A 24,772-nucleotide genomic window follows, 5' to 3' on the forward strand; every position below is an offset into this window, starting at 1 on the left:
ATCTATTTTTTTATTTTTATTAGAATTATTGTTCCTTTTGGCTGGTTTTTACTGAAATAAATCTGCGCCCCGATCTTTTTGATGAAGTGTATCACCATATGGAGCCCCAATCCGTACTTTTTTAAAGATAACTCTTTACTATCAAACCCTTCGGATAATTTCTTATAGTAATCTATTTGTTCGGAAGACATGCCAACACCCGTGTCGGATATCCTGATCTCAATGGTTTCATCCACTGTGTCACCTTCAATGGTGATGACGCCGGATTTTGTATTTTTTATTGAATTATCCAGAAGGTTATGGATAATTGCCAAAATGATATTCTTGTTGATATTAGTGGTTATATGCCGGTTTACTTTGTTGTGGATGACCGTATTATTAAACAGGGCCAATTCCTGAAACAGGTCTTTTTTAGTTTCTATCAGTTCAAAAATCAGGTATTGAGATTCTTCATGGATCTTATCTTCACGATACAGGGCGGAATATTCCTTAAGGTTTAATGTGAATTTGTAAACCTCTCTTGAAGACCTGTAGATGCTGTCCAGATATTTTTTTTGAGATTGTGTATCTTCCAGTTCATATAAGTTTTTTGAAAGGTTGGACAGATATTTTATGGGAGTAGCAATATCGTGGCTGATCGTTTCGATTATCGTTTTCTGATGCTCGGTTTCATTTTTGAGTATTTCCCGTATGGCTTCAAGATCTTCCAGGGTCTTTTTCAAAATATTTTCTTTTTCAGATACAATTTTTTCAAGAGACTGATTTCTGAATCTCAAGAAGTTGGTTCTTATTTTTATGACCCATATGATCATTACAAGGCATAGGATGATCGCAAGAACTTTAAAGAGCCTGGTCTGGTAAAACCGGGATTCAATGGTTATTTTTAAGGTCTGATATAAAAACTCCCCTTTAGGAGAGACCAATACCCGAAACTGAAGGTCATATTCCCCGGGAGAAAGACCTTTTATAACATAACTGTTATTCTTTAGCTTTTCCCAGCCTGAATATTGCGGAGCATTTAGTTTTGCTTCGATATAAAGATTATCCTGATTAGCATAATAGGGAAGTTCCGCAAAAATCACCGCTAATTTATAATTATTTTTTAAGGTTAGGGCATTTTTAAAATATACTGTCTGTGAATCATCTATTTTCGCTTTTTCTATATAAATATTTTGTTTGGAGGGATAATAAGTTTTTACTGTATCCGGATTAAAAAAAACAAATCCGTTCTTAGAAGGAAAAACGAAGTCTCCATTGTCTAAAATATGACCCGGACTGTTATTAAATTCATTGGTTAAAAAGCCGTCACTCTTTGAAAACCGGTAATAGGTTACGGGTGTATTTTTATTATTGGCATACTGGAGCAGCTGCCGTTTTTGAACCTTAAAAAGCCCGTTGCCTGAAGAGATCCACAAATATCCGTATTTATCTTCAAGAATATAGTGGGCGGACTTTAAAAAATTCTTGCCATCATTAGGCATTTTTATCAGTTTATTACCTTTGAAAAGAAAAAAGCCGCTTTTATTAGTGGTAATCCAGATATTACCGTCTGCTGTCTTTATTATATTCTTTACATAAATCCCCGGGAATATTTTTTGTTTGTTCCGCTCCAGCGTTATCTGATAAAGGCCATTGGTACATCCTACCAGTATATCCTGGCCGTACCTCATAAAGCTGTTGACTACACCTTCAAATCTGTAGATATAATCGGGTCTTTTTAAATTCATCATTTTTAAAAATGTACAGGAAATTGTTTTTTATGAAATCTGTGGTGGAATAACTATACAAACCATTGCTTGCAAAAACTTTGTCAAGGTCTGGATTAATATACAATGAATCGGCCTTCTGATAATGATATTTTCTTTTAATTCTGATAATATACGCTTTATCCGGGAACACGATATTTTTTTTACTGTCATAGAACATAAAATCTTTTCCGTGCTTTCCGAACGGATATTTTTTCTTGATTCCGGATTTATTGAATTCCAATCCGTTTTCTGTAATGATCGTATTCTTATTAAAAGGAACGGTGGCATGAAATATATTGTTGGCAAACGGAGTATTATCCCGGGTAATATAAAACTGATCCGGGTCAAGAATGTTCAGCCCGTTATTGGTGGTTCCGATAAAAAGCTTGTTGAAGTTTTCATCATAATAAAGTGCATTGATCGGATAATTCAGCAGTTCCCTGTAGTTTGCAAGAAACCTTATTTTATTTTCACCATGTTCTTTTACCAGAATATAGATGTTCATTTTGTTGATGAACAGGGTTTGTCCGGTGGTCTGGTGCCAATAGATCCTGGTATCGGGATCTTTCAGAAGATCCGGGCCCCGGAGAATGTTAAGGCGTCCCTTGGTTATGGCATAAACTTTATTCTTTTTCGGATCCGTGATATACAAAATGTCATCCTTTACAAAAATATTATCCAGATAATTATTCGCGAAGGGAATTGAGATGGTTACGGATTTATTCCTCTGAGTATAAATTATGGAATTTTTCCCGAAAGTATACGATCCGGACTTAAGCTTTATAAAATATTGAGTATTGCTTTGGTAGCTGTTTACCAAATCATTTTTGACAATTCTTTTTAAGTAAACTCCATTTCTCTTTGAAAGAAGTTTATAGTTGTTATTGTTTTTGGCGGTATAGACCTTAGGTATCCTGCCCCGAATAAGAATCTTTTCTTTTTCATAATTATTATAAACAATAATGCTGTCATTTTCAATATTCCCTAAAAAGTTGTCAAAGAGTAAGTTACTGACAGGAAATTCATCAAAAACAGTAAAGTTCAGCCCATCATATTTTACAAGCCCGTGATCTGTACCAAGCCATATAAAGCCATATTTATCTTTTATGATATCTTTAATACTGCTTTGAGGGAGATCATTATCGGTATTGTGCCAGGTAGATGAATATTGTGATTTAAATAATGTAAATAAAAGAAACGTTAATAAAATTAACCCCCTCATGGATATACTACTATTTTTCTGTAAATATAAGACTTAAAAAGCTGAAATTTTCTTTATTTCCTTATATAGAATCTAAAAAAATAATTGAGCCTGTAAAGGGATCATGGTTTCACTTATGTTTACCCCTTAAGCAAGTGCGGCCGGATGGTGGAAAATACAAAAATGCCCCTCTCCATCCGGGGGAAATTGGTCTTCGCCTTGTATATTTAAGTCTGAACCTGGAACATGAAGTACCTGCTTTGGGAAGTAATATCTGTTGAAGAGCGGAATTATGAGTACAAAAATCCACCTGTAGATGAGCTGCAGGTGGGATTTATCTTGGCATCTTCAATTAATTTAAAAATCGGTTGATCTTGTCAGTGCTTCCCATTGCTGATAAGCTGAGCTCAAAAGATCCAGTTTGGCAAATGCACGCGCATAGGCATCACTGCCTAAAAGTAAATATAGAGGAGGCTCTTCCATATCAGTAATTTCCATCATAACCTTTGCTGCTTTTTCCGGGTCACCTGCCTGGCTTCCGCTTGTAGCGGCAAAACGCTTATGCAAAGAGCGGATGTGAGAATAGGCATCAATCGTATTTTCGGCCAGAACAAGGGAATCCGGATTATTGAAGTTGGTACGGAAAGCCCCCGGGGCAATTAATGTCACTTTGATTCCTAAAGATTTCACATCTTCAGCCAGAACTTCCGTAAGGCCGATCACAGCATGCTTTGTGGCTCCGTAAACCGCCCAGCCTGTAGACGGAGCGATCCCTGCAATAGAAGATATATTGAGGATATGACCTGCTGACTGCTTCCGCATAACGGGTAAGGCATGCCGGATCACATTGATTGTTCCAAATACGTTGATATCAAAGCTGTCACGGGTTTCTTTATCGCTGAGTTCTTCGATGGTGCCTCCGATTCCGTAGCCCGCATTATTTACCACAACATCTATTCTGCCGAATTTTTCATGTGTCTGCCGTATGGCATCTGAAACACTTCTGTCATTGCCTAACTCTACCTGCAAGGGCAGAAAGTGATCTTCATTTTCCATGTTCACTGCGCTAATGAGATCTGCGGTATTACGGGAAGTTGCCGCCACCTGATGGCCTGCCACCAATAATTGTTTAGCTAAAGCAAGTCCCAAACCTTTTGAGGCTCCTGTAATAAACCATACTTTTTTATTTTCCATATTGTTTTATTTTACACCGCAAAGTTAGGGTAGGCCGGAGGGCTGGTCCTTACCTGAATCAAACGGGTACTATCAAAATTCAAACAAGCCGGATTGAGGTCGGGGTAACTTTAGTTTGTTTTTTAAAAAAATAAGTAAAATGGGAGGGATGTGAAAACCCCAGGCTATAGCTGATCTCGGAGATGTTCCACCGGGTATGTTTCAGCAAAGCAATAGCTTCCGCAGTGATTCTTTCGGCGATATGTTCTGTGGTGGTTTTTCCTGTCGTAAGTTTTACTGCACGGTTAAGATGGTTCACATGCACTGCCAGCTTTTTGGCGAAATCGCTTGCAGACCTCATTTCAATACACTGTTCCGGCGATTCTATCGGGAATTGCCGTTCAAGCATTTCAGTGAAGATGGAAGTAATGCGGGCATTGGTGTCGGGATGATGATAGATATTTTCATTCGGTTCCATTTTCATGGTGAAATGCAGCAGTTCGGAAACCTTATTTCGAAGCAGATCATATTTGAAACGATAATCCGAGCGAACTTCATCCAGCATTTCCTCAAACAAAGCTGCTATTTCCTTATCCTGGCTTTCGTTTAGGTGATACACGTGCCTGTCGCCCCGTTTAAACATCGGGATATCCTGAATTCCCTTCCTGAGATTTTCAAGGTAAAAAGAATCCTTAAAAAGACAGAAAAATCCGGTTGATCCATGATCCAGACGTTCAAAGCGGTAAGGTACCGCCGGATTGAAAAACAGAAGTGTACTGCCATCCAATTCAATGCTTTTATCTGCGTAATGACAGCGGTGCTTCCCACGGATCAGCATGATTTTATAAAAATCGTAGCGGGCATAAGGTGCGGGAGAAGCTGCTCCATTGGTGTCTGCCAGGCGAAAGACATTGAAATCTCCTGCCCCTGCCGGTGGAAGGGGAGGTGTTTCTTCAAATTTATGGGCATAAAATGCGTCCAGATTTTCATTTGCCGGCATAAAACAAAATTACTGAATTTAATTGCAAAAAAAGACTGAATCGGAACCATTTTAAGATAAGGCGGGCTGTTTGCCGTGGGAATTATGTATCTTATTGAAATAGTGGTTCAGGCTGGATATTCTGTTTTTATCAACCGGATTGATGTAGTTTAGGAACATCTGTTCGGTGGAATGCCCTGTAGCTTCCATAAGGAGTGGAGTCGGGATCTTTCCATAAAAAATGGTAGCAAAGCTTCTTCGTCCGATGTGGCTGGTTATGGCTTCCCATTTTTCCACAGTGGTGCTGTGTACCCTGTGTCCTTCTCTTTTCCTGGTTTTTACAGGCTGGGTGATGCCCGCTATCATGGCAATTTCTTTAATATGCCTGTTGTAGAGATTTTTAGAGATCTTAGGTGGGAAATTATTTCCGTTCCTTTTTAATACGTCGATTACGGCAGGATGGAGCGGAAGCAGTATGTTCTTTTTGGTTTTCTTTTGGGTGAAGGCAATACATGAAATTCCGTCCATATTAACGATCATTTCTTTGGTGTAATCCATAAAATCAGATATTCTTTGTCCCGTATAGCAGCTTATGATGAGCCAGTCTTTAGCTGGCATCAGCTCAGGAGGAAGCTGGATATTTTTTATGGATAAGATCTCCTCTTCAGAAAGAGTGACGAGTACCCTTCTTTGTCTTTCTCTGCGGATTTGCCATTCCCTGACGGTTGTTTTCAAGCCTTTTCTCTCGGCAAAGTTAAGGATGGTCCGCACAAAATGTATCGTTCTGTAAATCGTATTTTCGCTATACAGCTCCTGTTTTCCGAAAGAGATAAAATTATTAATGAAACTGCTTTCAAGAGTATTAACGTAGAGCCTTTCCATGCGTGCTCCCTCATATCTGTGAATAAGCTGAGAGAAAACATGGTACCGTTTGCGGGTGGACTTAGAGATGAATTCTTTTTTAGACTCAATATACATCTGTATGCAGTGTAATAAGGATAATTCCGGATAAAGAGCCTGTTCTTCGGTGCGTATTTTGTTGATTTCCATACCTATCGATCTCTGCGATACCGGCTTCTTTTTTTCTTTTTTATCCCTGATGTATTGGCTGATCCTGATCCTGAACTCATCAAGCAGTGAATTGATCTTTTTATTTTTTTTCAGATAAATGTTCTTCGGACGCTGTTTTTCAAAATCCCACTCTTCGGGAAGAATTTTGATAAAGGTGTTGTATGTAAATGTAACAGGAGCTTTTAAAGAAGGATCTTCCAAGGTTATGTTGATGTGTATGTTTTGAATATTATCTGTATTTGGGATGAAAAAATCAATAGTCATACTGTTGTTTTCGTATATTTTTTGGTCAGTTTTAATTTTGGTTAAAAATATCAACTTTACGTGATATACTGTATAGTATTAATTCTATCGTCTCCTAGAAAAAATTTGTCCGATCAATAGTAGTCAGCATCATATGAAACCGATATCCATATTATTTAAAGGGTAGTTGATGTTTGTACTGGAAGTCGGTTTCGCAACAGATCCTGTATCTGCTTCTTTAGAAGGGTGCTGATGATGAGGAAATAATGGGGTTGGGGGTAGTGGGGGCGAAGAGGTTATTCATTCTGTTTTGCCGGATCGGCTTCGTTTCCATTCTCAAATTCAATTTGCTGGAAATAGTTGCTCAGGCTGATCGCTCTGTTCATATCTGCAGAATTAATATATTGCAGGAACATTTTTTCAGTAGAGTGCCCTGTAGCTTCCATTAATAAAGGAGTGGGAATCTTTCCATAGAATATGGTGGCGAAACTCCGTCTTCCGATATGGCTGCTTAGCACTTCCCATTTTTGGACAAGGCTGCTCCTTGCCCGGTGTCCTTTTCTCTTCCTGGCCATGACCAGTTGTGTAATTCCCGCCTTCATCGCAATTTGTTTAATATATAGATTATATTGTGACGGGGTATACCTTGGCGGGAAATTATTTCCGTTCTTTTTGAGAATGCTGATCACCTGGGGATGAAGTGGCAGGAGTATATTTTTATTTGTTTTTTTTTGGGTAAAGGAGATGTAGGTCCTCCCGTCTATCTTTCTTAGCTGATCAGTAGTGAACTCCATGAAATCAGAGATCCTTTGCCCCGTATAGCAGCTGATGAGAAGCCAGTCCCTTGCCGGCTCGAGCTCTTTTGATAAGGGGACTTTTTTTATGGCCGATATTTCCTCCTCAGAGAGAGAAACAATTACTCTGTGCTGTTTTTTCCTTTTTATATCCAGCTGTCTTACCGTGGTTCTGATCCCTTTTTTTTCCGCGAAATTGAGGATCGTTCTGATGAAATGAATGGTCCTGTGGATGGTATTCTCACTGTACATTTCCTTTTTACCGAATTTAATGAACTGATTGAGGATACTGCTGTCAATGGAATCAATATATATCCTTTCCCCTGCAAATCCTTCAAATTTTTCCACCATGCGGAAGAATACCATATATCTTTTATATGTGGAATGGCTGATAAATCCTTTTTTGGAATTTATGTACTGGATCATGAAGAGTAGCAGGGATCGTTCGGGATATGTTATTTCTTTCCGGGTGGAGATTCTTTTGATCTCTCTATAGATCATTTTTTGTGAGATATCTTTTTTCTCCCTGCTCTTTTTTTTGATGTATTCAGAAAGTCCTATTTTGAGTTTGTCCAGTCTGGAATTAATCAGCTTGTATTTTTTCAGGTAGATATTGTCCGGGCGTTGTTTTTTACTATCCCAATGGTTGGGATCGATCTTTAAAGGTGTTCTGAAATTAAATTTTTGTCCTGACTGCCCATCCTCAACTTCAGCAGTAACAGTAATATAAATATTACTGATGTGATTTCCTCCTTTCGGGATATAAAATTTAAATGTCATTTTCCTGGATGTTAAAAAACTTATTTCCAGGCGAAATTATAAAAAAAAAGTAGTCCCTAAAAGACTACTCATTTATGGCAAATATATAATTTTTTTTTAAATAATCAAGATTTTTAGAAAAAAATCTACACTCAATATCAGTTTATTATCGTCTTGGACCTCATTATTTCCAAAACCGGCTTGTACAGGAGATTTCCTCAAAAATAACCATTTTTCTCATAATCGGGTCTGAAATTTATTGATTTACAAATCAATAAGTTGTAAAATAAGTCTTTTAGGGACTACTTTAATCAGGCGGATATGAAAACACATGTAATGAGATTCCGTTTCCCTCAATGGCTAAGCTCTCTTTCCTTTACTGGAAAGAGGTTTAGCTCTTTTTTATCGGGGGTTTTATGGTATGCGGGCATGATGTGGTTATGGTCTGATTATACATGGACAAATTGTAGTCCTGTTGCAGAAAATAGTTGCTGGTATAAATAAATGATGAGAATGAGAACTGATATAATATTCATGAATTGAAAGAAAGCCGGATAAGGCGGGCGGAACCTGTTACTTTCAGAACCCCGGAACAGATTGGTATGATGGGCTGGTGAGATCTCTGCAGGTATAGAAAAATAAAGACATATGACAAATAATAATTTTGATGTATTGCAGAACAAAAGCAAAAAAGAGGTAATAGAAGAATTAGGCGATGGGTTTAACTTCTATCCTGATCAGATATGGTATTATATTTTGTCAAAGCGCTGGTGGGGGAAGAAAGTGGTTCTGTTTATAGAATTTGATGAAAATGATGTCGTGTGTAGCCATTATGTTAAAACGGTATATGGGAAGGTCCGGTTATGCCGGATGTAGAGAATGGGTTTAAGCGAAGATGGGCCTATCAGTTTATTTCTATTCACGAACAAGGAAGCTGCGGCGGGGTGAAGATGAAGTTAATTTTTGTTGAAACAAACGTATCTGAAATAACCAAATTTAATAGATAAGAATATGAATGATTTTAAAGATATCCATATCGGGGAATATATCCGTCTTCGGGTAGAAGAAACCGGGGTAGAGGTTTCCCGTATATGCAATTTTATAAAATGCTCAGAAAAGGAATTGCAGGAGATTTATACATCAAAAAGTATAGACAGCTGGATTTTGCTGAGACTGAGCAAAATCCTGGAATATGATTTTTTCCGGATCTATACGCAGCATTTGATATTGTACGCCCCTCCCGGCGGCGGTGCTAAGGCCTTATCCGGCAAAAAAAGTAATCTTCCTCAGTTTCGTAAGAACATCTATACCAAAGAGATTATAGACTTCATACTGGGATTGATAAAAAATGGAGAAAAAACTGCTGGTCAGATCACAGAGTATTATGGGATACCCAGGGCCACTTTATTTAAATGGATGGCTAAAAATCCCTGATCTGCCCAACATTAAAAGACAGCTGTTAATAAAAACTGAAGAAAAGAGAAACTACTCTGTGCCCCGGTTTCTTAGTTGGCTGAGGCTCTTCCACCTTAGCCAGCCTCTTCAGTAGAAGTGTGTGACGATTTCCATCATAATAATCGTATTCAGGAAGATTTGAAACCGTATGACAATGATTGATCCGGACTTTTTTAGAAGAGATCAAGAAAAATATGATCAAAAAATAAGTAAAGTATGGGAAAACCAAATTACAACAGAATTTACAGTGATTTAATCAAGATAAAGTTTCCTGATAAGATAATGATGTATCAGGAATTATTGGATAAAAAGGAACTGGGGGTATTGGATGTGATAGAGCTCAACCGGGAGTTATTCGGGACCGGGGAATCATCCTCGGAAAAATTCAATCAGAAGTTCGGGTCTTATGACCGGGCCTCGATACTGAGGATATTGGATTATCAACGGGATCATAAATTGAACAATCTTCAGCTGGCCAGGCATTTTAACCTGAGCCGAAGCACGGTTGCCGGGTGGAAGAAAAGATTTTTAATAAAAAAATAAAAGTTGTTCAAAATGTTAAGATTATCAATCCAGCAGATAGAAAAGACCATTAAAATCATTATTAAACATTATTTAACCACTTAAATAGTTGAAAAGTGAGAAAACAAATTTTATTATTGGTGGCATCGGTGGGTTTTACCGCTGTGCTGCAGGGACAGGTGGGTATTAATACCGAATCGCCCAAGGCTACTCTGGATGTGGTGGCCAGGAATACGGACGGGAGCAAGCCTGAAGGCATCATTGCTCCGAGACTTACGAAGGATGCGCTCGTAGCGGCTTCCGGAACCGGTCAATATGGTACTCCTCAGAATGGAGCGATTGTCTATGTAACGGATGCGGTTGCAGGAGGCAGCAGCACGGGGCAGACTGCCTATGTGGACGCCCCGGGATACTATTATTTTGACGGAGTGTCCAACCAATGGAAAAAGATGGGGGAAAGAAGTAATATTTACAATGCTGACGGAACCTTAAGCAATCCCCGTATCATGACTATGGATGGAAATACCCTGGGCTTTGTAGGTGGAAGAGTAGGTATCGGGAGTAGTGCTTCGCATCCGTCCGCCATTTTAGGACTGGAAAGCACGACTTTGGGCTTTTTACCTCCCAGGATGACCAAGGCCCAGATGGATGCCATTGTAAACCCTTCTGTTGGGCTTATGATCTATTGTACGGATTTTGCTGGTGATCAGGGATGCCTTATGATCAATGATTCTTCGGTGGAAACCTCACCGAAATGGGCTTCTCTTTGCTCATCCAATGTAAGTTCCCCTATTGTGATGTCGATTGATTGTTCTTCGGCGGTGACCTCCGGGAATCTGTATTCGGGAGTAACAGCCAGCGGTGTTACTACTACGATCCCATATAACGGGGGTAATGGCGGAGCTTACCAGGCGGTTAACTTTTACTCCACGGGAGTACAAGGCCTTGTAGCGAGTCTTCCTGCGGGAGCGCTGAATACAGGTAACGGAAGCTTCGTATTTAATATCATAGGAACGCCTAACGGTACCGGAACGGCCAATTTTGATATCACAATAGCCGGTAAGCAATGTAGCTTCAGCATCCCTGTTACAACACTAGCCGCCTCTGTGGGATCATTAACCTGTGGATCTGTGGTTTTCTCTCCTGCAACCCTTACCCAGTGGGCAGCGTACAGTGGTACCTTAACGGTTCCGTATACAGGAGGTAACGGGCAGGCTTATCCTCAGGCGTCCTTTGTTAAGAACGGTCTTACCTTTACCCGTCCTGCAGGCACCCTGGCTACGGGTAATGGAAACTTCATATATACTGTATCGGGAACACCTTCGGCTTCAGGTTCAATGGATGTACCGATCAGCTTCACCGGTGCCACAGCATGTAATGTAACCAAGACGGTGGCTGCCGGGACTACGGTGGTGATGCCTGGGAATACGAAGGCTTGGATGAGGCATAACCTTGGTGCTGATACAAGCCTTAACCCGGATACTCCTATTGTTATAGGGCTCCATGGAAATTATTACCAATGGGGAAGAAAGGCAGCTGTAGCTACCTCAGGTACTGCTGCAGGAGCAATCAGCGGTTGGAATAGTACACCGGCTCCTGATGGATCATGGTCAGATACCACAAAAACAACTAACGATCCTTGTCCTACCGGTTTCCGTGTACCTACGAGACAGCAATGGATGAATCTGGTTAATAGTACTACCAGAAGTAACACGGGTTCATGGACGGATTCCGCTACGAATTTTGGAACTGCTCTAACCCTTATCGCTAGTGGAGGCCAGAAGCTGACATTCCCTGCTGCTGGTGGCCGTTACTATACGGATGGCTCCCTGCAAAACCGTGGATTCAGTGGTAACTATTGGAGCAGTACGATGGACACAGGTGCAGTGGGTTACGCGCTATTCTTTACCAGCACTACCCTCACCCCGTCAAACAAGCCTTACCGTCCGCGTGCCTTTTCTGTCCGATGTATTGCAGAATAGATGGTTAGTTATTGATATTATTAATTATTACCGGCGGCGGAGCCGCCGGTTTTAAAAGTCATCATTGAGAACCGGAATAATACCATAGCCGGATGATATACTATGCGGATATGGGATGTAACCCGGTAATAGTAACAAATATAAAAATTTTTATAGCCTGTCAGAAGATGAGAATAAATGGAGCCTTATGAGTTTGAAATTCTATCAGTTTAAAGTTGACCGAAGCTGAAGAATAATTAATGCAGGAAGAGAAAAAGACCATTAAAACCATGACTAAACATATTTAACACTAAATGTTAAAATAAATGAGAAAACAAATTTTATTATTGGCAGCATCAGTGGGCTTTACCGCTGGGTTGCAGGGTCAGGTGGGTATTAATACCGATTCCCCCAAGGCTACCCTGGATGTGGTGGCCAGGAATACGGACGGGAGCAAGCCTGAGGGATTGATCGCCCCGAGACTTACGAAGGATGTGCTTGTAGCGGCTTCCGGAACCGGTCAATATGGTACTCTTCAGAATGGAGCGATCGTCTATGTAACGGATGCGGTTGCAGGAGGCAGCAGCACGGGGCAGACTGCCTATGTGGACGCCCCGGGATACTATTATTTTGACGGAGTGTCCAACCAATGGAAAAAGATGGGGGAAAGAAGTAATATTTACAATGCTGACGGAACCTTAAGCAATCCCCGTATCATGACTATGGATGGAAATACCCTGGGCTTTGTAGGTGGAAGAGTAGGTATCGGGAGTAGTGCTTCGCATCCGTCCGCCATTTTAGGACTGGAAAGCACGACTTTGGGCTTTTTACCTCCCAGGATGACCAAGGCCCAGATGGATGCCATTGTAAACCCTTCTGTTGGGCTTATGATCTATTGTACGGATTTTGCTGGTGATCAGGGATGCCTTATGATCAATGATTCTTCGGTGGAAACCTCACCGAAATGGGCTTCTCTTTGCTCATCCAATGTAAGTTCCCCTATTGTGATGTCGATTGATTGTTCTTCGGCGGTGACCTCCGGGAATCTGTATTCGGGAGTAACAGCCAGCGGTGTTACTACTACGATCCCATATAACGGGGGTAATGGCGGAGCTTACCAGGCGGTTAACTTTTACTCCACGGGAGTACAAGGCCTTGTAGCGAGTCTTCCTGCGGGAGCGCTGAATACAGGTAACGGAAGCTTCGTATTTAATATCATAGGAACGCCTAACGGTACCGGAACGGCCAATTTTGATATCACAATAGCCGGTAAGCAATGTAGCTTCAGCATCCCTGTTACAACACTAGCCGCCTCTGTGGGATCATTAACCTGTGGATCTGTGGTTTTCTCTCCTGCAACCCTTACCCAGTGGGCAGCGTACAGTGGTACCTTAACGGTTCCGTATACAGGAGGTAACGGTGGCGCTTACCCTTCATCGAGTTTTACAGTGAATGGCCTTACCTTTACCCGTCCTGCCGGGACCCTGGCTACGGGTAACGGTAACTTTGTGTATAATGTTTCAGGTACTCCAACGGCTTCGGGAACGATGAGCGTACCGGTTTCTTTTGGAACCGTTTCGTGTAATGTGACCAAGGCAGTACAGGCTCCTGCAGGTGCTGTAACGGGTCTTACATGCGGCTCAGCCAGTTTCTCCCCTGCGACCCTTACCCAATGGATAGCGTACAACGGAACCTTAACGGTACCATATACAGGTGGTAATGGTGGTGCTTACTCCTCATCGAGCTTTACAGTGAATGGCCTTACCTTTACCCGTCCTGCCGGGACCCTGGCTGCGGGTAACGGCAGTTTGATGTACAATGTTTCAGGTACCCCAACGGCTTCGGGAACGATGAGCGTACCGGTTTCTTTGGGAACAGCTTCGTGTAATGTAAGCAAGACGGTTACAATCGGGACTACCGTAGTGATGCCTGGTAACTCACAGGCTTGGATGAGGCATAACCTTGGTGCCGATACAAGCCTTAATCCGGATACTCCTATTGTTATAGGGCTTCATGGAAATTATTACCAGTGGGGAAGAAAGGCAGCTGTAGCTAATGCAAGTACTTCAGCAGCAGCGATCAGTGGCTGGAATACTACCGATGCTCCTCCCAGCTCATGGTCCGATACCAGCAAAACAGCTAACGATCCTTGTCCTGCAGGCTTCAGGGTTCCAACGAGACAGCAATGGATAAATCTGGTCAATAATACTACCAAAAGTAACACGGGTTCGTGGACGAATTCTGCCACGAATTATGGAACTGCTCTGATCCTTACCGCTAGTGGAGGCCAGAAGCTTACTTTTCCTGCTGCGGGCTACCGTAGTAACATGAATGGTAGTCTGGCCGCCCGGGGCGCCTTCGGTGCTTATTGGAGCAGTACTTTTGACTCAAGTGCAAGCGTACATGCTCACTCCATGAACTTCGATAGTGACAGTGTCAGCTCGTCAATCAGTCAGGTCCGTTCAGGTGGCTATTCCATCCGTTGTATCTCAGAATAGATACTATTTATTATAATTTAAGTATTACCGGCGGCCCGGCCGCCGGTTTTAAAAAACAATACCATGGTTTTCCGGATTTTGTCCCGAAAGCTTGCATCCACTTCTTAAAATAAAAAACTGTAGTTGGAGTTAGGGTACATTACAGTTTAAGAATTAGATTATAAAAGCTGTTAAAAAAACAAAGATTTTGACAACATAGTTTAAAATAAAAACACAAAATATCCATATGCTAAAGATCAATACAAGAAAACGGGCACAGCTATGCCATGTACCTTTTTTGTTGGGAATCATATTTTTAATTGTAATCTATTTTTTCCTTTTCCATGCATCCCTTTTTCACCTGCCTCTTTCAAAATACAGGAAGGTTCTTACCGGGCTTATCATCATTGTAGTGGGAACAGGTATCTGGAGGGTGTACGTTAGTACCTATCTGGATATAGAGCTTTTTCCGGGGCATTTGGTGGTCCGGGAGTATTCCCTGTTTAAAAAAGCCCCTGCTAAGACTGTGAATTATCTTGAGATCCCTTCTAAAAACCTGGCGGGCTATTACTGGGATGAAAGAAAGCGGTTGTTATGCTTTACGATCCGCTCACCCAATAAGGAAAGAACCACGATAAGATTTTCCTCGGATTATCTGAGCTGGCATGAAAAGAAAGCTATCGTTCATTACCTGCAAAACCTTTTATTGGATAAACCTTATAACGATCATCAATCATGAAAAAGACGGTAAAGCTTCTATTTATTCTTTGGGTGGGACTGTTTTCAGCCCAGCGTATCAGCATGGAGTTCCCTCGTTTTGCAGGAAAAACCTACGATTTTATCCTGTTCCGGGGCAGCGAGCCCAAAACCGTTTATCAGGGAACGATCCCGCCGGACGGGAAATTTATCCTTAACGTTCCTGCCGAATATGCTCCCTATACAGGGATGTGCCGTTGGCTGATAACCGGTACGGAGCAAGGAGGAGGGCTGGATATGGTGATCCCCGGAGGTGACTTCTCCGTACGTTGTCTTTCTGAAAAGCCTGATAACGATAATATTGTTTATACCGGAAATGGAGAAACGAAAAAAATGAACCGTTATTCCCAAAGGCAGCAGGAGATCTTCATGCGTCATGATGCCATGCTGCAGGCCACCAGAGCTTTTCCCCGGTCAGATAAAAACTATGGTGTGTTCCAGCAGGAATATAAAGACCAGTTCAGGGCTTATGACAGCCTTCAGGCAGAGCTCAGTAAAGATAAATCCTACGCTGCGGAATTTCTGAAGATCGTGAATATTACGATGGGAATAGGAAAAAAGCTTGAAGAAACGGAGGAAAAACGCGCTGAAAGTATCGCTGACTACATCGCTGATGAGCTTAACTGGGATGTGCTTTATACCTCAGGGCACTGGCCGGGTGTTATTTCATCCTGGGTGGATATTCACCTGCAGGTGCTGAAGGATGATAAAAGATTGATAAGGGATTTTGGCAAGATAGGAAGTAAGATCAATAAAGGTTCCCAATATGCGGATTTTGCAGATCGTGTGGCTTTTCTTCTTACCCAACAGGGGGCGGACAGGCTTATAGATGCCATAGCGCCTGAAGTTTTAAGCTCTGGTAAAATAGAGAAATATGAAGGCCACCTTTCTGTATATAAGCGGTCAGGTGTGGGTGCAGTAGCGCCTGATCTGGTATGGGAAACAGGGGACGAAGGAAAAAAACAGACCAGGATCCTTAAAATCAGGGATCTTTTGGGTAGTGATCATAAGAATATATTATTGGTATTCTATAATTCAGGTTGCGGCCCCTGTGAAAAAACCCTTGAAGAGCTCTCTGTAAACTATGAAAAGCTTTCCCGGGATGGCGTCCGTGTGATCGGTCTGTCTTCAGATAAAGACCCTTTGGCATTCCGAAAAACCTCTGCCACTTTTCCGGGAAAGGAAGCGTATTGCGACTATCAGGGTTTGGAAGGTATTAATTTTAAAAACTACGGAGTGCTGGGTACGCCCACTCTGGTGTTGATCGGCCAAACCGGGAAGATCCGGTTTCTGGGCTCCGGGCTTGATGAAGTCCGGGCAGTACTACAATAATAGTCACTCTGATCCTGAAAGAATAGCTGAAATATGATCCAATAATGATGGAACATTGATATAGCTTACAGTTTGTCTGTTTTTTCGGGATACGGGGCAGTATAAAATTTATAAAAAAAGTAAATATTTAACAATAAAAAAAAAAGAAATGAGAACAAAATTTTTTTCTATGCTGGCACTGGCTGCACTAGGTTCATTCACCAATGCTCAGGTGGGGGTTAATACAAATACTCCGGAGACTACCTTAGATGTAAGGGCAAAAAATCATTTGGGAGCGGTAACGTCTACGGATGGGGTTTTGGTTCCAAGGGTTAATTCCTTAGCTACCGCTGGAACAGTAAACGGGCAATTGGTATACCTCATAGCGGATAATGGCGGTTTTACCAAGGGTTTTCATTATTGGGACGGTACGATGTGGACTCCGTTTATAGGTGTAGCAGCGGGTGATCCTACCAAAGATGCCTGGGTGGATAATGCCAGCCAGACCAGAATAGAAGTTGGAACCCTTTCTAATGGAACAACAGTGAGACCGGCAGGAACAGAAATGGTGATAAAGGATGACGGAAAAGTGGGAATAGGAACTGCAGCACCGGCAGAAAAACTGGATGTGAATGGGAAACTTATCGTGAGAGATATTCCTACTTTAACTAATAGCACGAATAATACCATACTTATTTCAGATACAAACGGGGTTATTTCTAAAAGAACATTAGCAGATGCGGGAATTGCAAGGCCTAGTGTTTTTGTGTTAACAAACACAATTAACGATTTTTTGAACGGAATAGCTGCCGGAGGTGCACAAACAGTACCTATGAGCCAGACCGTATCCTCACCGGGAAATGGTATTACCTATAATTCAAGTACTTCTACAATTACTTTTCAGCCAGGAACATACATGATCATTTTTAACTTCGAAGGACAGCATGTTTCTAGCTGTACCCTTTCGTCTTACTTTGTAGATTTCCCCGGCGGGGTCAGAGTCCACAGAACTGCCTCGCATTCGACCGGAATTTATTCCAGTCATGGAGGTAACATGGTTTATACGGCTAACTTAACTGCTGTTACCAACTGGCCTATTAGACTCGGAAGAGGACAATCAGGAAACTGTTATGGCTCGGGGGGAATTCTTCATAGCAATGCTACTTCTATTAACATATTAAGAATAAAATAAAGCATAATAGTCGGAAAGGGTCAACAGTTTATCATTCAGGTAACCCTCACCTTATCCTCAAAAAAAAATATCAGCAAATATGACTTAGCTGTTCTCAACCATGAAAATTTAAAAATGAGAAATATGAAAACAAGATTGTTTTTTTATGTATTACTGCTACTGGTGTTACATTTTATAGAAAGGTTGAAATTAACGCAGATGTTTCCAAAATATTTCTGGGTATCAGATGATGAAGTATGAACATGAGATCCGGGCAATCTGTTAGCTTGATAACAGGGTTCCCAGGCTGATTGATCTTTCTCTTTAAATAAAATAAAGTAAGATGATATGAAAGGAAAAATAACGGTATTATTGTTGATCCCGGTTCGGGCGCCGAAGTCAAGGCTCTATCCGTGCCAGGGGTACTGATCCGGTACTGGAAGGGTGTATCAGGCTTCTTTTTTCTGACTCCGGTTCTCCTCATTTTTATCGTATTTATTTATAGCTTCTATCTGCCTGAGCCTTCTACCGGACCAGGAACGTCCCCTGCTGTACACCCCCATACCAGAAAAGAAGATTCTGAGATAAATCAGCTGAGGAGATCCCTGAAATCGATAGACTCCTGCATTCTGAGGATCGATCGGTTTATGAAGCTACGCAATATAGAAGGCTTCAGCCCTAAACCTACAGGTTGGGGAGAAGGAAGAGAGAGGAAAGATCTGCAATCTCTTGTTACAGAATATAATCAATTGATCATTGAGCTGGATCAGAGGCTTGAGAGCCTTCCCATTGGCTTTCCGCATCCAGGTCCCCGCAGTTCAGGCTTCGGCCACAGGGAAAACCCTTTTGGAAAAGGGAATATTGAAGGGCATAAAGGGATCGACTTTAAAGGAGCAATGGGCTCTCCCGTACGCACTACGGCAAAAGGCGATGTGATTTTTGCGGGGGTAAAAGGCGGTTATGGCAATTGCGTTGTTATCCGGCATGGGAAAGAATTTCAGACCTTATACGGACATCTCTCATCCATTAATGTTAAAAAAGGAGAAGATGTGGAGCCCGGCAGTATAATAGGAAAGATTGGCAGTACGGGGCGGAGTACCGGCCCTCATCTTCACTATGAGATCATCCGTAACGGGACTAAAATAGATCCCGAGACCTACCTGAATTTGTAGCAGTATAAAGAGACGGGCGCCTTCATAAAGTATCCATTTATAATAATCTGATCCAGGTCAATATCCAATTTTTATGTTATCAATAAAAAAAACGGTTATCATGCTAAAGAACCTATTACAATCAAAAAAGCCGGATAAAAATATAGAAGAGCTTTCGGTGAGTACCTTATTAAGCTCCGGAGTACTTGTCCGGGGGGATATAAAAGGACCTGGCGTCGTCCGTATCGATGGAGAGGTAGAAGGGAACATATTGCTGGACGAAGGTGTTATCCTGGGTGAGAAAAGCCGGGTGAAAGGATCTGTAACGAGCGGTATTGTTGCTGTTTACGGACGGCTTGAAGGAGATATCAACTGTCATGTTCTTTATATAAAAAGCAGCGGGGTGGTAGAAGGAAAAATCAATACGGTCTCGCTTTCAGTTGATATGGGAGGGCGTTATAACGGGAGCCTGGTGATGAATGAAGCGGGTGCCATGAAGCCGGCGGATAAAAAAGCCGAATAAGATCATACTATTAAAATAACGATGAATACGAACAAACAGATATTCGAATACTAAGAAAAATAACCGTTAGCAAAATCAAGATATGGGAAAAATCATAAGCATTGCCAATCAAAAGGGTGGAGTGGGAAAAACAACAACAGCGGTAAGCCTTGCCGCTGCATTGGGGGTACTGGAAAAAAAGGTGTTATTGGTAGATGCCGATCCCCAGGCCAATGCTACTTCCGGCTTAGGCATTGAAGAATTTCAGTACTCTACCTATAATTTACTGGAACATAGTGTGGATGCTAAACAATGCATTAAAAAAAGAATGGCTTCCAACCTTGATATCATTCCTTCCCACATAGATCTGGTGGCTGCCGAAATAGAACTGGCGGATAAAAATGATAGAGAATATATGCTTAAGCGGTCCCTGAAAGAAATAGAGGACGATTATGATTATATTCTGATAGATTGTGCGCCAAGTCTGGGAATTATTACAGTTAATGCCCTTACGGCTTCCGATGCTGTGATTATACCTATTCAATGTGAATATTTTGCATTGGAAGGTCTGGGCAAGCTGTTAAATACAATAAAAAGTGTTCAAAAAGTATTCAACGCTCATCTGGATATTGAAGGATTGCTTCTTACAATGTATGATAACAGATTAAGACTGTCCAACCAGGTTGTAGAAGAGGTAAAATCCCATTTTCCTGAAATGGTTTTTAATACCGTCATCAGCAGAAATGTCCGTTTGAGCGAAGCCCCAAGCTTTGGGGAGAGCATTCTGAACTACGATGCCGAAAGCAAGGGAGCAGTTCAATACATACAATTAGCAGAGGAACTCATCTTAAAAAATGAATATTATGCAGGAAAAGACAATGAAGCCAGAATATAGAAAAATATACCATGATCTTCTGGCAGTGAAGTTCCCGGATAAACTGGACAAATACATACCTCTTCTGAAGAGGAAGAAAGAGCTTTCTGTGCTGGAAGTATTAAAGCTTAATGAGGCCATTTTTGGAAAAATTGAAAAAGAAAGCCAGAAATATCGCTCTTATGACAAGACCGCAATACTGGAAATATTGGAATATCAGAAAAAACACCGTCTGAACAATACACAGCTTGCGAATCATTTTAAGCTCAGCAGAAATACAATAACGGCCTGGAAAAAAAAGGTCATCATTTCTGAGAAAATGAACAATGATAAGGAATGAAAGAAAATGTTGTCCAATGAACCCTATGATCTTCACTTTAGTAAAGAAATCAGGAATAACACCCTTCTATCATTTTCATCCGGTTTTTGACCTGAGAATGTTTTTTAATCTACCTGAAAAAGTGTGAAATAAAATAAATCATTGCTTAATAAGCATTAACTAAAACTAAAAAGTATGAAAAAAATTTTGTTAATCTCCGTATTGTCAGCAGGCTCTTTTATGTTTGCGCAGACTAAGCCTGCATCGCCTGTAACGTTTGGTGCTAAGGCAGGCCTTAATATATCTTTCCTGGGAGGAGCTTCAAAAGCGGGCTTTTACGGCGGTGGCTTTGTGAATATTCCCGTATCCTCCAAGCTGAGCATCCAGCCCGAAATATTGTATAACGGATTAGGGGCAAAAAGTGTTATTGTTCCCACCGTAGCAGAAGCGGCTTCAAACCCCGGAAACAATGATGATGTAAAGCTGAGCCTGAACTATATCTCTGTACCCGTCATGGCGCAATACCATATAAGTCCCGGTTTTTACGTGGAAGCCGGTCCACAGATCAGTTTCTTGATAGACTCTGAAGTTAAATATCGGTCAGTATCTATAGATGGTAAAAAAGCCCTGGATCTGAGATCAATTGACTATGGCGTAGGAGCCGGTGCAGGTTATTATTTTACATCCGGAATCGGTATTCAGGCGAGATATATGGCAGGGATCGGAAATATATCCGCCGGCGGCCCGACTAATAGTGTGATTCAGATTGGGTTAGCATATAAATTCAAATGAGATCATCGTCACAGATCATCCTGATGGCAATATGCTGTCTGGATGCCTGTCCGAATACTACCGTATCAGGTTTTAAATCAAATACAACCTCTCACAAAACAACAAAAAATAATGAAAAAAAACTATTTAAAAAAGATGAGAAGCTTTATCAAAACCTTAAGCTTAGGGATTCTTCTCATTTGTGTGCTGGCAACTTTTACTTCATGTGATGATGACCCTGATGATCATCCGGAAGAACAAAGGATAGAACATCTGGTATTATTTAAATTTCGGCCGGACATTACCGTACAGCAGAAGCAGGAAATTATCAGCCGTTTTATGGCCTTAAAAAACTCCTTAAAAAATGGTAAGCCTTATCTTAATGTGGAATATGGCTTCCAAAATAGTATGGAGAGTGTAAAGGGAGATTATGATATAGGATTCAGGGTTACTTTTTCCTCCATAGAGGACCGGGATTATTATGTAGGTAAGCCTTTTCTGACTGCCCCGGGAACGTATGATCCGATGCATGATGATTTTAAGAACTTTGTAGGTCCCTACCTTGATTCTGACCCTGCGAACCCCAATAAAGGCGTATTGGTACTGGATTATAAGAGCAATGAAAAAGGTAATGGAAGCGTTCCGGCTACAGGCTACAGATTGGATCATTGGGTACTATTTAAATTCAAATCCGGGATAACGGAGCCGGAGAAACAAGAAGTGATCAACAGGTTTCTGGCGCTGAAGAACTCGCAGAAAAACGGATCTCCATACATCACCCTGTTGGAATATGGTTACCAGAACAGTAAAGAAAGTGTAAAAGGGGATTACGATATAGGCTTTAGGGTTTCTTTTACCTCGGAAGCGGATCGCGACTATTATGTAGGTAAGCCTTTTCTGACTGCCCCGGGAACGTATGATCCGATGCATGATGATTTTAAGAACTTTGTAGGTCCCTACCTTGATTCTGACCCTGCTAACCCTAATAAAGGCGTATTGGTTTTCGATTATGAGGTGATAAGGTGATTTTGTTCAGGTTTTTAAGCCTGGAAAATAAAAATCGATTTGGCTTTCGGCTTTCTTTTTCAGCCTTTACTGAACAGGAGAAGAAATTTCCTCTTTTAAATATCGTATATCCTCTCTAAGATACTATAAAGCCTGAAATTATAAATACCTAATTGAAATTCAAAGTTAAATAACAATTACAATAATTAAAAAATGAACAAAAAAATCTTCTGGGTTTTAATAACAGCCCTATTCAGCTCATCTGCCATGGGGCAGGTGGGTATCAATTCACAAAATCCCCAATCAACCTTAGACGTTACGGCTAAGGGTGGCGCGGGCGATATAGACGGCTTACAAGCCCCGAGGCTTACCAGGGCCCAGCTTGCCAGCAAAGGGAACACTTTATATGGCAGTGATCAGAGGGGTGCTTTGATCTATATTACTGATATATCAGGAGGTGACGCATTAGGTCCGAGAATCAATATTGATGCGGCAGGATACTATTTTTTTGATGGAGCCGTATGGCAAAAGGTAGGCAATGGTGCCGGAAGTTCAGCTATTAACATTTATAACTCGAATGGAACATTAGCGGCAGACAGGGTTGTAACCCAAGATGATAAAAGCCTGTCATTCATCAGTACAGCCACTACGGGAACCAGCCATTTTAAGATCGACGGTACTACCTTTAACGTAGATGCGGTTAATAACAGGATAGGAATCGGTACAGCAACTCCTACAGAAGCAATTGATGTAAACGGGCGGGCACGTATCCGGACCATTAATAGTACCGCCGGGGCCATCACTGATAATATAGTAGCGGCTGATCCCAACGGGGTTCTGAAAGTGGTATCGGATCTACCCAGGGTATTTAAATCCAATAGCCATATTGCCCCCGGTGCAAGCTACACTTTTGCTACAGGTTCCAATTTGGATTTTGCCCTCATCCATGTCAGCGAATATGATAACTGTGGAAAAGGGATGACCGCCACATTCGCCAGAAATGTTTTGACACTTAATTTTTTGGGAGGCCAGGCCGGAGCGGTTGGAGGTGAGATTACCGCAGTGAATAACTCTGCCAGCAGTATGTCCATTAGATTTCCCGGAGTTGCCAATTGCGCGGATGGCGGTAACTCAACCCAGTTTGATTTTGATATTTCTGTAAATGGAAATAATAATGTTACAATAACCAATAAAGGGAATGTTGCTAAAAATGTTTTCGTCAGGGTGATGAGTAGTATATAATAAAAATAAGATAGCACCTTACTGAACAATGAGGTAATATCTGACCATACTGCAGGAATTGGGAATACACGAAGTCTTGTAATTCTCAAATCCCTAGTACATTTTTCATAAGTTTTTTTTTTGATTACAGAAAGCAGAGTATTCTGCTTCTGTAATCTTTTCAATGACCTGTTTACGATGGCTCAAAGAGTATCGGTATAGTGGGTGCTTTTAACCAACTCAAATTATTTAATTATAAAAAAATATTTCTTAACAAAATGAGAATTTCTGTAGTTATTCCTGTTTACAATGCCGAAAAGTATGTTGCAAATGCAGTGGAATCAGCTTTGCAATTTATGGAGGTATGTGAAGTGATTTTAGTGGAAGACCGGTCACCGGATAATGCGTTACAGGTTTGTAAAGAACTGACTGCAAAGTATGACCGGGTAAGATTATTTCAACATGCTGACAAAAAAAATCATGGCCCGGGTGAAAGCCGAAACCTAGGAATAATCAATTCCACAGGGGATTTTATTGCTTTTTTAGATGCGGATGATTATTATCTGCCTAACCGTTTTGATGCAGAAAAAGAACTCTTCAAAAACCCGGACATCGAAGGTGTTTACGGGGCCCTGGGTGTGCATTATTATACCCCTGGAGCAAAAAAGCAATATTATAACGTTTTCCAAAATCGTCTGACCACTGTTTACAAAAAATACCATCCCAAAGATGTCCTCCGCGGCCAGATGAATATGCTGGGCAGCTTTGGGCTGTTTAGTCTTGATGCCCTGACTGTCAGGAAAGAATCTTTGTTACAAAAAATGGATTCTTTATTTAAGCCCGGTTTGATGTTTCATGAAGATACGGAATTTCTTTTCCGCCTGTCTTATTACCTGGATCTCTATCCCGGTATCCTGGATCAGGCCGTTGCGATGAGAGGTGTCCATGAAAATAACAGGATTACCCAGGTAGATACGGGAAAGATAAACCCTGCCTCTACAAGAATTATATTATGGAAGGAAATTAATGAATGGGCCCAACATGAGAGCGGGATCTCCGATGATATCAGGATCCATATCGAAAGAATGCACCGCAGTTTTGAAATTGCCAATGCTCCCGTAGGCAAAAAAATGAAAATGATCTTAAAGTATCTGCTTAAAGACTATCCCAGCATTCGCTCAGGCCTCTATAATATTAATTTCAGATATGGCATTTTAAATAAAATTTAAACAATTATTAAAGCTTAATATGAAAGTTTAGTATCAGCCGGCAGGTTTATGATGAAGTCCGGATGACTTCAGGTACCAT

At 41.2% G+C, this 24,772-nt stretch carries 22 protein-coding genes; 16 read left to right on the forward strand and 6 right to left on the reverse strand.

The window, feature by feature from the left end; genetic code table 11:
* Nucleotides 1–2 precede the first annotated feature (2 nt).
* The 6 genes from ABMQ40_RS01845 to ABMQ40_RS01870 form a co-directional block, all read right to left on the reverse strand.
* Complete coding sequence (locus ABMQ40_RS01845) at nucleotides 3–1,730, reverse strand: sensor histidine kinase (protein WP_370895930.1); 1,728 nt, start codon at nucleotides 1,728–1,730, stop codon at nucleotides 3–5.
* Complete coding sequence (locus ABMQ40_RS01850) at nucleotides 1,690–2,970, reverse strand: two-component regulator propeller domain-containing protein (RefSeq protein WP_370895932.1); 1,281 nt, start codon at nucleotides 2,968–2,970, stop codon at nucleotides 1,690–1,692. The genes ABMQ40_RS01845 and ABMQ40_RS01850 overlap by 41 nt, the downstream gene beginning before the upstream one ends.
* Before the next feature lie 336 nt (nucleotides 2,971–3,306).
* Entirely contained in the window at nucleotides 3,307–4,143 is an 837-nt protein-coding gene (locus ABMQ40_RS01855; protein ID WP_370895934.1) for an oxidoreductase, read from the reverse strand.
* A 79-nt stretch (nucleotides 4,144–4,222) separates the two neighbouring features.
* Complete coding sequence (locus tag ABMQ40_RS01860; protein ID WP_370895936.1) at nucleotides 4,223–5,122, reverse strand: helix-turn-helix domain-containing protein; 900 nt, start codon at nucleotides 5,120–5,122, stop codon at nucleotides 4,223–4,225.
* A gap of 51 nt (nucleotides 5,123–5,173) precedes the next feature.
* Nucleotides 5,174–6,436: a phage integrase SAM-like domain-containing protein gene (locus tag ABMQ40_RS01865; RefSeq protein ID WP_370895938.1), complete on the reverse strand. Its 1,263-nt coding sequence runs from the start codon at nucleotides 6,434–6,436 to the stop codon at nucleotides 5,174–5,176.
* Between the two features lie 275 nt (nucleotides 6,437–6,711).
* The gene (locus ABMQ40_RS01870) at nucleotides 6,712–7,989 is read right to left on the reverse strand and encodes a site-specific integrase (protein WP_370895940.1); all 1,278 of its coding nucleotides are present in this window, start codon (nucleotides 7,987–7,989) and stop codon (nucleotides 6,712–6,714) included.
* Nucleotides 7,990–8,616: 627 nt separating this feature from the next.
* Between ABMQ40_RS01870 and ABMQ40_RS01875 the strand changes: the two genes are divergently transcribed.
* The 16 genes from ABMQ40_RS01875 to ABMQ40_RS01950 all read left to right on the forward strand — a co-directional run bounded on the left by ABMQ40_RS01875 (nucleotide 8,617) and on the right by ABMQ40_RS01950 (nucleotide 24,693).
* Complete coding sequence (locus tag ABMQ40_RS01875; protein ID WP_370895942.1) at nucleotides 8,617–8,844, forward strand: hypothetical protein; 228 nt, start codon at nucleotides 8,617–8,619, stop codon at nucleotides 8,842–8,844.
* Nucleotides 8,845–8,979: 135 nt separating this feature from the next.
* Nucleotides 8,980–9,402, forward strand: a complete 423-nt coding sequence (locus ABMQ40_RS01880) for a transposase (RefSeq protein ID WP_370895944.1) — start codon at nucleotides 8,980–8,982, stop codon at nucleotides 9,400–9,402.
* A gap of 237 nt (nucleotides 9,403–9,639) precedes the next feature.
* The gene (locus tag ABMQ40_RS01885; protein WP_370895946.1) at nucleotides 9,640–9,966 is read left to right on the forward strand and encodes a helix-turn-helix domain-containing protein; all 327 of its coding nucleotides are present in this window, start codon (nucleotides 9,640–9,642) and stop codon (nucleotides 9,964–9,966) included.
* A gap of 95 nt (nucleotides 9,967–10,061) precedes the next feature.
* Nucleotides 10,062–11,927, forward strand: a complete 1,866-nt coding sequence (locus tag ABMQ40_RS01890; protein ID WP_370895948.1) for a phage tail-like protein — start codon at nucleotides 10,062–10,064, stop codon at nucleotides 11,925–11,927.
* Between the two features lie 305 nt (nucleotides 11,928–12,232).
* Entirely contained in the window at nucleotides 12,233–14,404 is a 2,172-nt protein-coding gene (locus ABMQ40_RS01895; RefSeq protein WP_370895950.1) for a phage tail-like protein, read from the forward strand.
* A 226-nt stretch (nucleotides 14,405–14,630) separates the two neighbouring features.
* The gene (locus ABMQ40_RS01900) at nucleotides 14,631–15,122 is read left to right on the forward strand and encodes a hypothetical protein (RefSeq protein WP_370895952.1); all 492 of its coding nucleotides are present in this window, start codon (nucleotides 14,631–14,633) and stop codon (nucleotides 15,120–15,122) included.
* Nucleotides 15,119–16,471, forward strand: coding sequence for a peroxiredoxin family protein (locus ABMQ40_RS01905; protein ID WP_370895954.1), 1,353 nt, complete (start codon nucleotides 15,119–15,121; stop codon nucleotides 16,469–16,471). The genes ABMQ40_RS01900 and ABMQ40_RS01905 overlap by 4 nt, the downstream gene beginning before the upstream one ends.
* Before the next feature lie 148 nt (nucleotides 16,472–16,619).
* On the forward strand, nucleotides 16,620–17,642 hold the full coding sequence (locus tag ABMQ40_RS01910) for a phage tail-like protein (RefSeq protein ID WP_370895956.1): 1,023 nt from the start codon (nucleotides 16,620–16,622) through the stop codon (nucleotides 17,640–17,642).
* 392 nt (nucleotides 17,643–18,034) lie between these two features.
* Nucleotides 18,035–18,793, forward strand: coding sequence for a M23 family metallopeptidase (locus ABMQ40_RS01915; RefSeq protein ID WP_370895958.1), 759 nt, complete (start codon nucleotides 18,035–18,037; stop codon nucleotides 18,791–18,793).
* Between the two features lie 100 nt (nucleotides 18,794–18,893).
* Nucleotides 18,894–19,295: a bactofilin family protein gene (locus tag ABMQ40_RS01920; protein WP_370895960.1), complete on the forward strand. Its 402-nt coding sequence runs from the start codon at nucleotides 18,894–18,896 to the stop codon at nucleotides 19,293–19,295.
* A gap of 82 nt (nucleotides 19,296–19,377) precedes the next feature.
* Nucleotides 19,378–20,169, forward strand: a complete 792-nt coding sequence (locus ABMQ40_RS01925; protein WP_370895962.1) for a ParA family protein — start codon at nucleotides 19,378–19,380, stop codon at nucleotides 20,167–20,169.
* Nucleotides 20,138–20,488 (forward strand): helix-turn-helix domain-containing protein, encoded by a 351-nt coding sequence (locus tag ABMQ40_RS01930; RefSeq protein ID WP_370895964.1) that lies wholly within the window; start codon nucleotides 20,138–20,140, stop codon nucleotides 20,486–20,488. The genes ABMQ40_RS01925 and ABMQ40_RS01930 overlap by 32 nt, the downstream gene beginning before the upstream one ends.
* Nucleotides 20,489–20,662: 174 nt before the next feature.
* Nucleotides 20,663–21,259, forward strand: a complete 597-nt coding sequence (locus ABMQ40_RS01935; RefSeq protein WP_370895966.1) for a porin family protein — start codon at nucleotides 20,663–20,665, stop codon at nucleotides 21,257–21,259.
* 111 nt (nucleotides 21,260–21,370) lie between these two features.
* Nucleotides 21,371–22,264 carry a Dabb family protein gene (locus ABMQ40_RS01940; protein WP_370895968.1) on the forward strand — a complete coding sequence of 298 codons (894 nt, stop codon included), beginning with the start codon at nucleotides 21,371–21,373 and terminating at the stop codon, nucleotides 22,262–22,264.
* A 192-nt stretch (nucleotides 22,265–22,456) separates the two neighbouring features.
* Nucleotides 22,457–23,485, forward strand: a complete 1,029-nt coding sequence (locus ABMQ40_RS01945; protein ID WP_370895970.1) for a phage tail-like protein — start codon at nucleotides 22,457–22,459, stop codon at nucleotides 23,483–23,485.
* Between the two features lie 257 nt (nucleotides 23,486–23,742).
* Nucleotides 23,743–24,693: a glycosyltransferase family 2 protein gene (locus ABMQ40_RS01950; RefSeq protein WP_370895972.1), complete on the forward strand. Its 951-nt coding sequence runs from the start codon at nucleotides 23,743–23,745 to the stop codon at nucleotides 24,691–24,693.
* Nucleotides 24,694–24,772: the final 79 nt, after the last annotated feature.

The sequence above is a fragment of the Chryseobacterium gossypii genome, from assembly GCF_041361455.1.
GTDB classification, from domain to species: Bacteria; Bacteroidota; Bacteroidia; order Flavobacteriales; family Weeksellaceae; genus Chryseobacterium; species Chryseobacterium gossypii.

What these genes read in the sequence shown, in the direction of transcription:
- ABMQ40_RS01845 (WP_370895930.1), bottom strand. Translation starts at nt 1,730, where the DNA reads ATGATGAATTTAAAAAGACCCGATTATATCTACAGATTTGAAGGTGTA.
- ABMQ40_RS01850 (WP_370895932.1), bottom strand. Translation starts at nt 2,970, where the DNA reads ATGAGGGGGTTAATTTTATTAACGTTTCTTTTATTTACATTATTTAAA.
- ABMQ40_RS01855 (WP_370895934.1), bottom strand. Translation starts at nt 4,143, where the DNA reads ATGGAAAATAAAAAAGTATGGTTTATTACAGGAGCCTCAAAAGGTTTG.
- ABMQ40_RS01860 (WP_370895936.1), bottom strand. Translation starts at nt 5,122, where the DNA reads ATGCCGGCAAATGAAAATCTGGACGCATTTTATGCCCATAAATTTGAA.
- ABMQ40_RS01865 (WP_370895938.1), bottom strand. Translation starts at nt 6,436, where the DNA reads ATGACTATTGATTTTTTCATCCCAAATACAGATAATATTCAAAACATA.
- ABMQ40_RS01870 (WP_370895940.1), bottom strand. Translation starts at nt 7,989, where the DNA reads ATGACATTTAAATTTTATATCCCGAAAGGAGGAAATCACATCAGTAAT.
- ABMQ40_RS01875 (WP_370895942.1), top strand. Translation starts at nt 8,617, where the DNA reads ATGACAAATAATAATTTTGATGTATTGCAGAACAAAAGCAAAAAAGAG.
- ABMQ40_RS01880 (WP_370895944.1), top strand. Translation starts at nt 8,980, where the DNA reads ATGAATGATTTTAAAGATATCCATATCGGGGAATATATCCGTCTTCGG.
- ABMQ40_RS01885 (WP_370895946.1), top strand. Translation starts at nt 9,640, where the DNA reads ATGGGAAAACCAAATTACAACAGAATTTACAGTGATTTAATCAAGATA.
- ABMQ40_RS01895 (WP_370895950.1), top strand. Translation starts at nt 12,233, where the DNA reads ATGAGAAAACAAATTTTATTATTGGCAGCATCAGTGGGCTTTACCGCT.
- ABMQ40_RS01900 (WP_370895952.1), top strand. Translation starts at nt 14,631, where the DNA reads ATGCTAAAGATCAATACAAGAAAACGGGCACAGCTATGCCATGTACCT.
- ABMQ40_RS01905 (WP_370895954.1), top strand. Translation starts at nt 15,119, where the DNA reads ATGAAAAAGACGGTAAAGCTTCTATTTATTCTTTGGGTGGGACTGTTT.
- ABMQ40_RS01910 (WP_370895956.1), top strand. Translation starts at nt 16,620, where the DNA reads ATGAGAACAAAATTTTTTTCTATGCTGGCACTGGCTGCACTAGGTTCA.
- ABMQ40_RS01920 (WP_370895960.1), top strand. Translation starts at nt 18,894, where the DNA reads ATGCTAAAGAACCTATTACAATCAAAAAAGCCGGATAAAAATATAGAA.
- ABMQ40_RS01925 (WP_370895962.1), top strand. Translation starts at nt 19,378, where the DNA reads ATGGGAAAAATCATAAGCATTGCCAATCAAAAGGGTGGAGTGGGAAAA.
- ABMQ40_RS01930 (WP_370895964.1), top strand. Translation starts at nt 20,138, where the DNA reads ATGCAGGAAAAGACAATGAAGCCAGAATATAGAAAAATATACCATGAT.
- ABMQ40_RS01935 (WP_370895966.1), top strand. Translation starts at nt 20,663, where the DNA reads ATGAAAAAAATTTTGTTAATCTCCGTATTGTCAGCAGGCTCTTTTATG.
- ABMQ40_RS01940 (WP_370895968.1), top strand. Translation starts at nt 21,371, where the DNA reads ATGAAAAAAAACTATTTAAAAAAGATGAGAAGCTTTATCAAAACCTTA.
- ABMQ40_RS01945 (WP_370895970.1), top strand. Translation starts at nt 22,457, where the DNA reads ATGAACAAAAAAATCTTCTGGGTTTTAATAACAGCCCTATTCAGCTCA.
- ABMQ40_RS01950 (WP_370895972.1), top strand. Translation starts at nt 23,743, where the DNA reads ATGAGAATTTCTGTAGTTATTCCTGTTTACAATGCCGAAAAGTATGTT.